General features: G+C 59.8%; 8 protein-coding genes. 3 read left to right on the plus strand and 5 right to left on the minus strand.

Features of this window, described 5'->3' with window-relative positions:
• The 4 genes from AC3YUO_RS12020 to AC3YUO_RS12035 form a co-directional block, all read right to left on the minus strand.
• On the minus strand, window positions 1–770 hold a 770-nt coding region (locus AC3YUO_RS12020; RefSeq protein ID WP_489963283.1), incomplete at its 3' end, for an FHA domain-containing protein.
• Between the two features lie 15 nt (window positions 771–785).
• Window positions 786–1,643: a hypothetical protein gene (locus tag AC3YUO_RS12025; protein ID WP_489963284.1), complete on the minus strand. Its 858-nt coding sequence runs from the start codon at window positions 1,641–1,643 to the stop codon at window positions 786–788.
• 159 nt (window positions 1,644–1,802) lie between these two features.
• Window positions 1,803–5,117, minus strand: a complete 3,315-nt coding sequence (locus tag AC3YUO_RS12030; protein ID WP_489963285.1) for a serine/threonine protein kinase — start codon at window positions 5,115–5,117, stop codon at window positions 1,803–1,805.
• Entirely contained in the window at window positions 5,114–6,577 is a 1,464-nt protein-coding gene (locus tag AC3YUO_RS12035; RefSeq protein ID WP_489963286.1) for a hypothetical protein, read from the minus strand. Before AC3YUO_RS12035 ends, AC3YUO_RS12030 begins: the two co-directional genes overlap by 4 nt.
• A 261-nt stretch (window positions 6,578–6,838) precedes the next feature.
• On the opposite strand from AC3YUO_RS12035, the gene AC3YUO_RS12040 reads away from it, so the two are divergent.
• Window positions 6,839–9,820, plus strand: a complete 2,982-nt coding sequence (locus AC3YUO_RS12040; protein WP_489963287.1) for a S8 family peptidase — start codon at window positions 6,839–6,841, stop codon at window positions 9,818–9,820.
• Between the two features lie 141 nt (window positions 9,821–9,961).
• Window positions 9,962–10,678 (plus strand): LytR/AlgR family response regulator transcription factor, encoded by a 717-nt coding sequence (locus tag AC3YUO_RS12045; protein WP_489963288.1) that lies wholly within the window; start codon window positions 9,962–9,964, stop codon window positions 10,676–10,678.
• A 35-nt stretch (window positions 10,679–10,713) separates the two neighbouring features.
• On the opposite strand, the gene AC3YUO_RS12050 is transcribed toward AC3YUO_RS12045, so the two are convergent.
• Window positions 10,714–11,700, minus strand: a complete 987-nt coding sequence (locus AC3YUO_RS12050) for an FHA domain-containing protein (protein ID WP_489963316.1) — start codon at window positions 11,698–11,700, stop codon at window positions 10,714–10,716.
• 172 nt (window positions 11,701–11,872) lie between these two features.
• On the opposite strand from AC3YUO_RS12050, the gene AC3YUO_RS12055 reads away from it, so the two are divergent.
• The gene (locus tag AC3YUO_RS12055) at window positions 11,873–12,703 is read left to right on the plus strand and encodes a PP2C family protein-serine/threonine phosphatase (RefSeq protein ID WP_489963289.1); all 831 of its coding nucleotides are present in this window, start codon (window positions 11,873–11,875) and stop codon (window positions 12,701–12,703) included.
• The last annotated feature ends 6 nt before the right edge of the window (window positions 12,704–12,709 follow it).

The raw sequence follows: 12,709 nt of genomic DNA on the forward strand, positions 1-12,709 counted from the left end.
TGACCAACGCACAGCACTGCACCCTGGGGAAGGTCCTGGAAGGCACCGGAGGACAGAGGCTGGATGCCATTGATATACGTCAGTCCTCCCGAGAGGTCCTTTGCCTGCCAGCAGCCCCGGCTCAAATTATAGAGCAGGGAGCAATGCCGGGAAGCAGCAAAGGGTTGGGGCAGTACAATCTGGCAGAGCGCGGGGTCGCTGCCCAGAGAAATAATCTCACCGGGAGAGACAGGGAAACGGGCCCCGGCAAAGGCACCGGCCACACAGTCCAGACTGGGTTGAGTTTGCTTGGACGGAGCGGCGGCCCGCTGCGCGGCCTGGATGGCGGCTGCCCGGGCAATGCGCTGCTGATCGAGCTGACGGGCTTCCAGGTCTTCGGCAGAGACAGAAGCGGGAGCGGTGCCGCGGGATTCTTCCAGAATGGCCTGGATGCCGTACCAAATGCCGGGAATCCAACAGAAACCAAGATGCCAGGACACCCGGAACACAAAGAACAGCCAACCCCACATGCCATAGCGCTGGTCCTTGAGCCAGTGGGAAAGGACCAAACCGATGCCGAACACGGCAGCACCCTGAATTGCACCCTGCTTGGTTTTCTGCATCACCACGTGCCAATTGGCAAACGCAAAGCCAAAGCCGTAAAACGGTCCGGCCAGCAGATAGAGAAAGCTGAACTGGCCCAGAGCCAGCATCAGGCATAGCATGGCCACAAAGCCCACGGCGGCAGCGATGATACCGCGCCACAGGGCTGTGCCCTTTTGAAATTTCATCGTTTCATAACCTCCTTATCCCAGCTGCACCACCGGGATTCCGGTGACTGGGAGATAACAGACAGTACCGGGGAATACCTCGGTGGTGCTGCCGGAGGGAGCACAGCTGCCATCTGCCCACAGCAGACCCTCCGGGGCGTGACAGGACACCAGGTAGGTGTTCCGTCCCTCCAGCCAGCAAATGGAGCACAGACACGGGGAAACTCCGGGCTGGTCCAGAATCAAGTGACACTGGGCGGCGTCGCCCCCCAGAGTGAGCTCCTCCCCAGCGGGCAGAGGGAGCTGCTGCCCGGAAAAGGAGCCGCACAGAATGGTCAGGCAGCCTGCGGATACCGTCGGCTGGGGCGCAACAGGGGGTTCCTGCTGCGGCGTGGGTGCTGCCGTAGGAGCGGCCTCTTTTCCAAATGCGCCCATAAAGGCCAGCACGGCGGCCAGTACACCGATGACGGTCGGAATGAGCATGCCCACAAATAGTTTCCCATATAAAGTAAGATATTTTTGAAACAACCCATTGGCTGTAAAGGCCAGCCACAGCGTTGCGCCCAGGGCGGCAGCCCCACAGACCGCTCGGGTGGGACGAAAGGCGCACAGCACGGCGCCGCCGGCGGCCAACACCGCTGCGATCAGCAGAAGGGCCCCGCTGAGTATGTGATTCAGACCATAAACCGCTCCAATGAAAAGAAAATCATCCCGCCAGATCAGAGCACCGGAAACCGCCAGCAGCAGGCAGACAGGAGCGCCCCGTACCGCCAGGGTACGGGCGCCGGGGCACATCTGGCCCAAAACCGCCCCCAGGGCGGCGGACAGGAGAGGAAGGCTCCACCAAAAATTTTTTATTACAGAGTACGGCAGTATAAAGGCGTCTATCGACATCGAATATATCCTCCCAGCGACATGGTATCCCGTATGGGGCAAATGCTTCCGACGTTCTCCGGAGAGCACTCCGGTGTCAGACCTTGTGAAGACAGGTAATTTCGGATGTTTTCGCTCTTCGCGGTACAGCCGTCAGACATACCGCGTGGCTGATACCCTTTAGTCCAGCCGCTGGGCGCTTACCGGGACAAACAGATAACGGCCGTAGAAGTAGACCTTGTACCAGTCTCCCGCCTCATTGCTGTGGGTGGGGCCGAACAGGTGATCGTCCTGCCAGGAGCCCTGGCCCCAGTGCTGAGCGGGGTCCAGCCAGAAGCCCTGCACCGAGTACCGTTTGCCCGGCTCGAAGTCGCTGAACCGAAGCACTTCCACGTCCTCATAGGGGGCGGGAGGGACGATCCCCGTCATCAATACTACCTGTGTGGTGGAAGCAGCCTCGCCGCTGTTGGGGTCGGTGAGGGTGACCGGAGCATCAAGCTTGAGCCCGCCCGAAAAGCCGCTTACCAGCAGGCCCTGGGTTACACTGTACTGATAGTAAAGCCCCCCGTACTGAATGAATGCGTCCTGCTCCGCCTCCGTGGGGATGGTGCCGGTAAGGGTAATGAGCTCAGGCATGCTGCTCTGGGTACCGGAGACGCCGGTGCTGGGAGCGGGAGAGCTGGATTCGCTTCCGCCTGTCGCCGGGGAAGAGGTGCCCGAGGGCTCTTCCTGGGGGGGCGTGTCGCCTTGCAGGGTAAGGGTGTAAGTTCCGCCGGTCTGCTGACTCCAGTAGTCCAGATAGGGCCTCATCAGCTTCTCATGCAGGGAATCACTTGCCTGATATGCTATGCTGCTTCCACCGTTGTCCCGCAGGAAGGAGAAAAATCCGTACCAGAACCCTTCTTCGGGATAATAGCCCTCATCCAGGAGGAACATGGTGATCTCCCAGCAGAGATCCATGTCCGCCGTCATGATGGCGGAGAAACTGTCGCCTTCTTCCAGTCCATCCAGGGAAATGGGAGGGATGAGACAGTAACCCTCATTCTGCGCGCTGGCCAGATCATGAATCTCTGCATCTAACGCGAAGTCAATGGCCCCGGCGTCCAATGCGGCCATAACCCCTTCTGCAGAATCGTAATATTGGGGATGTTCAAGCGAGTCCCCCACAACGCCAAGTTTTGCCAACAAATCCAGAAGCCCCAGGTCCGCTCCGGACGCGCTGGTGGCAAAGGCATCCTCGGGCAGTTCGGACCACATGGGCTCCGAGGAGCCGGAAACCGTCCCGGTGGCCTCGAAGACATAGCCGTCTTTGTGGGCGTATTGGGCGTAAGTATGGCTGGTCAGCCACACCTCTGTCTCTCCCTCGGCATATTCCATCTCAGCGAGCAGATTGCCGAACTCATCGTAATTATAAAGCGTGTGAACGATCCGAGTGCCCAGTTCCTCCTGCGAGATGGTACTGGTTCTCTTTAGAATTCGGCCCTCCTCATCAAATTGATAGGAGTAAGACTCCTCCACTCGGGAGACGCTCTCTTGCCCATCAACCTCCTCTGTCATGACTCTGACTTTTGATAGGCAGTTTCCGTCGCTGTCATAGGTGTAGGTGGATGTTTGCGTGTAACATCCCGAGCTGTCCTCCGAAGTTGTCGTCTCTTCCAACGGCTGATCATCGTTGCGAAAGCGAGTATATACCTGGGTGAGATCGGAACCGTCTGCGGTACTTCTAACGCTGTCCGCTTCATAGGAGACGTCATCGTAGGCGTGAAACGTAATGGTCTCCGACGCGCACACCGCGCCCGTCTCTGGGTCATATTCCTCCGCAGCGTAATCCCGAATATGACCGTTGCTGTACTGGCCGCTGTTATCGTACTGTGTGGTCGTGATGCTGGTCAAAGTGCCGTCTTCGTTGTATGTGGCGGAGGTCCTGGTGTGTTCATCATAATCGTATTGGTGCTCCTCCAGAAGAAGGGGGCCTGCGTACACCGAGACGAGCTGCCCCTGTGTGTCATAGGTGTAGACCTTTTCCATGCTGTCCGGGTATTCCTCGGTGCTGCGAGTTGTTGCTCTTTCCGTCCCAGTTTCCGAGAAGGTCCACTCTGTTTCGGACTGACTCTGGAGGTTCCATTGAATCAGCCCGTTGGATAGATCCGCTTCTCCCTGATACTCCTGGGATTCACATTCCACCCAGGTGGTTCCGTCCTCCCGCAGGTTTCCGTAGATATCGGGCAGCTCATCGGGGACGGCGTTGGTGTCACCGCCGAACTTGAGGGAGCGCCCCAGGAAAATCACAAGCCCCAGAGCCAGCACAGCCGCCCCGGCCAAGGCCCACAGGGGCGGCTTTTTCCTGGGCGGCGGAGGAGAAAAGCTGGCGGCGCGGGAAAAAGCAAGTTCCCTGGGCGAGGGGCCCGGCTCATCCCCATGTGCCTTCTCCGGTTCGGGGGAGGAGGCAGGCGGGGCAGCGTCCTCTTTGGGTGGGGGAGGCGGCGGTGCTTCCGGCTTTGGGACAGGTGGGACGGACACCTCCGGCGTTCCCAGCTCCAAGTCCTCAAGCAGGGCCCGGATGGAGGGATAGCGCTCGGTGGCGTGAACGGTGAGCCCCTTTTCCACCGCGCGGGCGAAGCCATGAGTGACCTCCACCCCCTCCAGCTCGTCCAGGGGAATGAGCAGATCCTTTTCACGGCGCTGGTGGGCATCCTGGGGGCGGATGCCGCTGACCATCTGGTAGAGGACGGCGCAGCAGGCGTAAAGGTCAGTCCAGGGCCCCTGGCGGCTTCCGGAGCGGTATTGCTCCTCCGGGGCGTAGCCGCGCTTGAGAATGACGGTGAGATTCTCCTCTTCCTCCAGGTCAAATTCCCGGGCAGCACCGAAGTCGATGAGAGTGAGGGTGCCGTCGGGCTTTAAGATCAGGTTCTCCGGGCTGATGTCCCGGTGGAGCACATGCTGCTGGTGCATGGCGTCCACCGCCCGCAGAATGGGGCCCATCAGGTCCAGGGCCTCCCGCTGGGAAAACACTGCCCCGGTGCGGCGCATGCGGCGCATCAGGGTCTCCCCGGGAACATAGTCCATGACCAGATAGGCGGTGCCGTTCTCCTCTAAAGTATCCCGCCAGGACACGATGCCCTTCACTCCGCGGAAGCGGGCCATCAGCTCCCCCTCGCGGCGGAAGGCGCGCAGCGCTTCCCGGAAGGTGCGGCCCTCCTCCCCGGGCAGGGGAAGGACCTGCTTGTCCTCCCGACTGGCCAGGCTGTTGGGGAAGAACTCCTTGATGGCGACTGGAGCCTCCTCATTCAGATCCATAGCCAGGTAGGTAATGCCGAAGCCGCCGGCCCCCAGCCTGGTGCCCAGCAGATACCGCCCCGCCAGAATGGTGAAGGGGGGCAGGGCGCGGCCCGGAGGAGGCAGCTCTTCCCAGGAGAAACCGCAGCGGGGGCAGGGGACAGCCGGATCCGGCCAGTTCCCCATGCACCCCGGACACAGGTGATGGATGTCTATCATGACAGGCTCGACTCCTTTTCTTCTTCCAGCTCCCGCAGCAATTCATCCACCAGCTCCACCGTGCGCTGGGCGGGGTAGACATATTTGCTCTCCGGCAGAGCGCGGATAAAGGCGGAGAAGGCCTGTCCGATGCCGCTCTCTTCAATGTGCAGATTGCAGGCGTATGCCCCTCCGATAAAGCCCTGGGTGGCATAGAGGTGGACACCGAATTTGGGGTCGCAGGTCAGGGTGAGATAGGGAGGAATGGGCAGCTGCTCCATATCCGCGATACAGCCGTGGATCCGTCCTGTTTGCAGATCGGTCCGGAAGGCTGTCAGTAGTTCAATGCGGGTCTGGCGGTCGATGGGAATGACCAGCTCGGGGGGGAGGTCGGCCGCGATTCCGGTGTGGGCCAGTTCCCGCAGGCCCTTCTCCGTGAAAATTGTGTAGTAGTCGCCCTCCAGCTGCCGCAGACGGGCAAAGCGCTGGTCGCTCAGGTCCACCAGGGCTTCCCGGTTGGGAATTTCCGGGCGGAAGTGCCGCTGAATGCGGGCGCGGGTATAGTAGCGGCCCAGACAGGGCTGGGTCATCATGGTGTAGTAGCTGTCTGTGTCGGTTGCCTTCATGTAGGAGTCCAGAATGTGCTCCAGGTCATTGGAGTAGGAGTTGAGGGGCTGACACTCCCCCATCAGCCGGGAAAAGTGCTTCTCATAAAGCTGAATCATCTGAGGGGATGCCTCGAACCGGGCGGCAGAGAGCTGGCTGTCCAGCCGGATAAGACAGTGGGGGGTGACAATAAAGTAGGGCATGGGGTCCATGGAGGCGGGAGAGGAGGAGTGCTCAAAGTAGTAATAGGCATAATACTGCCCGGCGGAGGCCAGGGAGAGGGGAAGCAGGCTGCGGAGCAGCCGCAGATTGGCCAGCCGGGAGGACACCCCCAGGTGCTCCGGGAGAAAGGCCATAATCTGGCGGGCAATAAACTTCCGGCCTGCCCGCCAAAGACGGAACAGGCCGGTGGCCTCAGACCCGTCCGGCGGCAGATACAGGGTCAGGGTGGGGGATTTGCCGTCTGCGGTCTCCCAGGCCAGAACGGCCTGAAGCGCGGCCTCCACCTGGGGGCGGCCGTAGACAAACTCCGGGAAGGAACCCGGCTGGGGCAAATCCGGCTCAGCGTAGAGCTCCCGGCAGGAGAAGTGGAGCTGTGACAGGGAGGAGAGCAGCTCGCCAATGGCCTCCCGCACCCGGTAGGCGTCCTCGCCCTGAAGGAGAATCTCATAGTAAAGGTTCAGCTCCCGGGTCTGAGACAGGGTCAGCTGGAGGTATTGGCTCAGCTTTTTCAGGGCGGTATAGGGCAGCAGCCGCTCATCCTTCAGAGCCTTGTGGATGGAGGTGCGTTCCAGTCCGGTGTTTTTTGCCACCCGGGCAATGGGCTCTCCCCGCTGGTCCAGCAGTTCCTTTAAGTAGACGGCAAACTTTGACATGATATACCCTCCCGTTCTGAGGAATTCGCATGTGCAATTAAGATTATTATAGCATTTTCAGGTTTCATTTGGCGAAACTGCGGCGGGAAATCCGTGGCTAAATATGGGTCAAATCCGTCACAAATTTTGTCACAGTTCCTTGCACCGAAACCGACGTGAATTGTTACAGCCTCTTTGTTAACTTTGGCAATGTCGCCGGAGTAGAGCTTGCTGCCGCTATACTGGAGACAGTGGAAAACGTTGCATTGGGAGGAATGAGCCATGAAAAACAACCGGTTTGCGCTGGGAGTCACCGCAGCGGCTGTGTTGCTGCTGGTTGGGCTGGCCGCGGAGCTGTTTTTGCCGGCTTTGATGGGGAGCGGAGACCCCCACGTGGAGGTGCCGGAGGAATTTGCCCAGCAGATTTCCGTCCATGCCAACGGGGATTTTACATATTCATATACTCTGGACGATGTGGAGGTCGATCTGGAGGCCAAAACTCTGTATGTCCCAGGGCTTATCAATATCTTTCCGGAGCACGTCCTCACCCGCCGGGAAAAGCAGAAACTGGCTGAGCAGGCAGACGGTACAGTGGTCAGCGATGTGTGCGGAGATTTGAATCTGGTACAGCTATATGTGGAGACCGAAAGCTATTCTGAACTGGAGCAGGTGGCACAGGAACTGCGGCAGGCGGATGGCATACTGGATGTGAGCTGTGAAACCCCCGCATTCGTGGCTTCCACCTCTGTGACCCCAGCCACTGAGCCGGACACGAACCCCTGGGCCGCGGGAGGAACTGCGCCTGATGAGGCCAACCCCTCCGGCAGCAACTGGGGGGCGGAAGCCATCGGTGCGTACACCGCTTGGCAGTATGAGCAGTGGTGCCATGATGTAACGGTGGGCATTATCGATTCCGGCTTTTGTCTGGACCATGAGGACCTGGAAGGGAATACCATCATCCAGATGCTGCCCGGTTATGAGTCCAATACCGTTACCGACCACGGTGCAGCAGTGGCCGGAATCATTGCGGCAGCGGACAACGACATTGGTCTGCGGGGTATCGCCAGCGGACCATACCACCAGTTACGGGTGTACTGTGCGGACTGGAGCCCCAAGGGCGACAGCGCTGCTATTCTGCTGGGTACCCCACAGCTGTTCGAGGTTGTCAAATGCATGGTGGAACAGGGAGTTCAGGTGCTGAACTGTTCGTTCGGCATCAATGATGTTTCGTACAATGCCTTTTGGAAGGATAAATTCAAGGATGCGGAGGACAAAAAATATGAGGGGTATGGCTTGCAGGAGCTGGCGGATTACATAGCGCAGTCGATCTATGACTCGACCCGCGCTTCTCTGATTATGATGATGCAATTGATTCTGGCCGAAAAGCAGTTCCTGATCGTGCAGAGTGCAGGCAACGGTGTGGATAACGGCAAGATACCCAATCTGTCGACGGAAACGGGGTATTTTGCCGGTATCACCCAGGAGTTCTACCAGCAGATGTTCCCCAATGGGCACCACAGTGTGGATTATACGGAGGTGGAACACCGGATTTTGGTCGTGGGGGCTGTGGAAAATAAGCGCACGGAGGACGGCAACTATATGATGACCAGCTATTCAAGCTATGGTCCGGAGGTGGATCTCTGCGCGCCGGGGGATGAGCTCTATACCACCGGTGCAAACCGCAGTGATTATAACGAAAACTTTTACGGCACTTCTGCCGCCGCTCCCATGGTCACCGGCGCGGCCGCGCTGCTCTGGTCCATGGACCCGGCTCTGACCGCGCGTGAGGTGTGGGATCTGCTGGTAAACAGCAACGAGGTGATGGCCGAAGGCACCAAGGACAACGGTCACCCCTTTATGGGCAGTGAGGGCTCCTACCCCATGTTGAATATTGGCGCCGCCGTCCGGGCCCTGATGGAGAAGAAAAGCGAGGAACTGCTTACCAAAATCCAGCTTACAGACGCAGCGACCGGTGAGCCTGTGGAGGGGGCGGAGGTAATCTATTGTCACGGCTTCTTCGACGGAGTTCAGAGCGTGGTCACCGACGGAGAGGGCGACTGCAGCTTCCGGGGCGCCGATGACTTGCGGCCCTATCCTGCCGAGACCACGGTGCTGGTCAAGGCGGAGGGCCAGCTGCGCTGGTGCGGCACGGTTCGCGCCTGGCTGGAGGATGATCCCGACCAAACGGTAAACGAGATCGAGCTGGATCTGAACAATATCCTGGATGTCACCGGAGACCTGCTGAATCAGCTGAAAGAGGATCTCCCGGCCCTTTGGGAGTATGTTGAAACCGTTATGGACCAGGTGGAACCGGCGGAAGCGGATTTTTCGGACGCCCTTGCCCAGCTGACCGGGCAGTATGGCGTCATCCCCTTGGGGGAAGAGGTTTATCCCGAGGTGACCGGCTACGGCGGCGGGGAAGAGCTGGTGGACCCGGCCCGGCTCACCGGCCTTCTGGGGGCGGACATCTTTGACTACGATGGGGACGGGCAGGAGGAGCTGCTCACCGTCCGGTTGGAGACGGAGGCGGGGAGCGACGAGGGCTGGGGTGAGACCCAGTGCTTCCTGACCGTTTATGAGTGGGACGGAGCGGCAGAGCAGGCTGTTCCGGTGGGCGAGAAGTCCTTCCGGTTCAACGCCCTGACCAACTCCCTTACGCAATCCGCGATCCACCTGGCCCGGGGGACCTTTGACAATGGGGAGACCGGACTGTACCTCACCTACAGCTGGGAGATGAACGACTGTGTCTTCGGCGTTCTGCGCATCAGCTATCAGGGAGCACTGGAGGTGACAGGGGGTGTGGAATGCCACGATTTCCACGGTGCGTTCTACTGCTATGATGCGGTGGGCAGCGGAGCCATGGATGCGCTGTGTCAAAGCGGATTTGTGGACTCCGACGGCTGGGTGCAGCTGGAGAGCTACGTATTTGAAGGTTCCTCTGATATCCCGGATCAGGACCGGGTGCATAATTACCGGAACTGTTATATGAAAGAACTGGAGGATATCGGACTTATTGAGCCTGGACTGCCGGGCCAATGGATGAACCCCGACCGTCCCACAGGGAACGACCTGGAGACCATCATACAGGCGTCTCAGTTTGACCGGGCCAGCATTGTCCGCAAGCCGGCGGACCGGTACATCGTATCCAACGGGCAGCTGACCAACCTGTGCGGCCTGTGGCATCTCTCCAGCACGGCCCTCTTGGAAGAGGATATGACTCTGTCTGTCTACGACGAAGGAGATCTACTCACCCCCTGGCGCTGAGGAAAGACTGTGACAAAACCAGGGCGTGTTTCCTGCACAATTTTCGTCACATCTTGCGGTGGGGGCATACTCCGCTAGAATAAAAGGGAACAGGCAGACTGCCTGTTCCCTTTTATTTGTTTGGAGGAAGGAGAGAAGGACGTGCTTCACATCGCGGTCTGCGACCCCAACGCCGGCCACCGGGCCGCTCTGTGCGACGCCCTGGAAAAGCTGCTGTTTGACAGTGGGGATTACCGCTTTGCCTGCTTTTCCAGCGGGGAAGCCCTGCTGGAGCGGCAAGGGGAGGCGGACGCCTTCCAGCTAGTGTTTTTGGAAATCCGCCTGGAGGGGGCGCTCAACGGACTGGAGACGGCGGGCCGGCTGTGCTACCGCTCACCCAATACCGACATTATCTTTCTCACCGGGGCGGCGGAGTACATCGGGGCGGGCTACCGCTACCACGCCTTTGACTTTCTGGTTAAGCCGGTTCCCCTGGCCCGGCTGCAGGAGACGGTGGGCCGCTACGTGGAGGAGCGGCTCCGGCGTCCGGCGGATTTTCTCAACGTGAGCATTCAGCGCCGCAGTGTCCAGCTTCCGCTCCATCAAATTTCCCATCTGGAGAGCCAGCGGCGGAAGATTGTAGCCCACCTGGGGGAGGAGCAGGTAGAATTTTACGGGCGGCTGGATCAGCTGGAGGAGCTGCTGATTCCCTCCGGTTTTCTCCGCTGCCACCAGAGCTATCTGGTCAACCTCCAGTACATCCGGCAGCTGGACAGTACCAGCCTGACCCTGGCCCGGGGGTGCTCGCTCCCCGTCAGCCGCCCCTATTTGAAGCAGCTGCGCTCCGCTCTGGAGCCAGGCCATACATCCGAAGCATAGAAACGCCGCTTCCCTGGGTGGAAAGCGGCGTTTTTCTATATTTGTATCTGAAAGCCCTGTTTGGGGGAGCCAAAGGAAATGGTGTCTCCGTTATGCAGCTCGCACATCTGGGGAAGCGCCCGCCCGTTGAGAAAGACGGGCCCCAGGTGAGCCAGAAGACAAGTGCCGGAGTTCTGCTGATAGGTGATCTCAGCGTGGAGCGGAGCAATCTCACGTTGGGAAAAAACCAGGTGAGCCAGCTCAGGGCTGCTGCCCAGACACAGGGGCTCCCCGTCGGCCAGAGGAAAGTCCGCCCCGGCGTACTGGCCGGATATGCAGCACAGATGAGCCGCCGCGGGGGCGGCTTTGGGTTGGGAGACAGAATAACCGGTGTCAGTGGGAGCGGCTGAAACGGTGTCTGAGTGGGCGATAGAGGGGGCTGCTGTGGGAACGGAAGTGGAATCCGGTCCCGGAGGAACCGTGTGGCGAAGAACCACGACAGAAGTTCCGAGGCTGGCGGCCAGCAGCACCAAAATCAGAATGATCAGGATACTGGGCGCAATGTTTACGGCCGCGGAACGCATCAGCAGTGCAGGGACAGCGATGAGTCCGCCCCACATCCCCTTGCCGCGGAGGCTGGGGACAACCAGCAGAAAAATTCCCACCACAAGCAGTCCCACACAGCCCACGAGGGAATTGATGATGACATCGGCATAGAAGTCCTTCATGGAGAGATCCGTCGCCTGCCAGTAATCCCGCAGACCCCAGCAAATGAACACTCCGGCCAAAATGACCAGCGCCACACCCAGGATACGGCACAGGGTGGGCACGGGGCTGCCGTGTCTCAGAGGAGTGAACCGGGTCCGCCGGGCCGCAAGAATCACCGCCGCCACCCAGGGGATAAACAGCAGAATACCAGCCGCGCCCAAAGTCAGGCAGCCCACGGCCCAGCCCCAGTCCCGGCGGCGCAGCAGCACCACGCCCGGCAGCAAATGAAATACGCAGGTGGATATGAATATAAGCGTAAATAATAGAACCTCCACGGGCAAGCTCAGTCCCTCCCTGATAGAAAACAAACACTGCGTTTTGTTTTATTATAGTTCTCCGGGGGACAGAGGGCAGAACTTGCAACAAATGACACTTCTCCTGTTACAAATAACATTTACCCCCGTTTTTCAGACGCTCTGGTATAGTGGAGAAAAAGGGGGCGATAGGGTGAGGCTGGGCTTCGGAAGAAAAAAGAAAAATCTGCCGGCAGAGGAAGGACCCGCCGCCGGGGCACCGGTGGATACCACCCCTCCGCGCCCCCGGCTGGTGGTGTCCGCCGTCTCCATGCTGGGGGGACGGAAGACCCAGCAGGATGCCCTGGACTACCGCCTGCTGCCCAACGGCGCTTTCGCGGCGGCAGTCTGCGACGGTATGGGCGGGCTAAACGGAGGGGCGGAGGCCTCCCGGACAGCCTGCGACAGCTTTTTGAGGGCCTGCGAGCAGGCGCTGCCCGGGGACGCACGGGATTTGGAGCGGATTGCCCGGAGGCTGGACGGCCAGGTGGCCGCCCTCAAGGGGGCGGACGGACAGCCTCTGGACGGAGGCACTACCATTGTGGCGGCGGTGGTGAAGGACGACCGTCTGGGTTGGCTCTCGGTGGGGGACAGCCGCATCGGCCTTGTGCGGGGAGGCGAATTGACCTGGCTCAACCGGCTGCACAATTACCGGCTGGAGCTGGATGAGGCCCTGCAGGCGGGGGAGCTCTCCCCAGAGGAGTACAGTGCTGAATTGCCCAGGGGACGGGCCCTGCTCAGCTATCTGGGCTGCGGCGGACTGCGCTATGTGGATGTCCAGGCAGACCTTTCGTGGACCGTAGGGGACAGGCTTATTTTGTGCAGCGACGGCTTTTATGAGCTGATGTCCCAACCGGAGCTGCTGGACCTTTTGATGGGGCTGGAGAACGGGTCCACTGACCTCACCCGGGCGGTGCTGCCCTATCTGGAAGCCAAGGGAAAGACGGCCGACAATGCGTCGGCGGTGGTAATTCAATATCAGTAAGGAGCG

It is taken from the genome of Pseudoflavonifractor sp. HNCC25GI2 (assembly GCF_058136395.1).

Bases quoted from the DNA above. Each gene is read 5' to 3' on its own strand.
- AC3YUO_RS12025 (WP_489963284.1), bottom strand. From the start codon at position 1,643: ATGTCGATAGACGCCTTTATACTGCCGTACTCTGTAATAAAAAATTTT.
- AC3YUO_RS12035 (WP_489963286.1), bottom strand. From the start codon at position 6,577: ATGTCAAAGTTTGCCGTCTACTTAAAGGAACTGCTGGACCAGCGGGGA.
- AC3YUO_RS12030 (WP_489963285.1), bottom strand. From the start codon at position 5,117: ATGATAGACATCCATCACCTGTGTCCGGGGTGCATGGGGAACTGGCCG.
- AC3YUO_RS12040 (WP_489963287.1), top strand. From the start codon at position 6,839: ATGAAAAACAACCGGTTTGCGCTGGGAGTCACCGCAGCGGCTGTGTTG.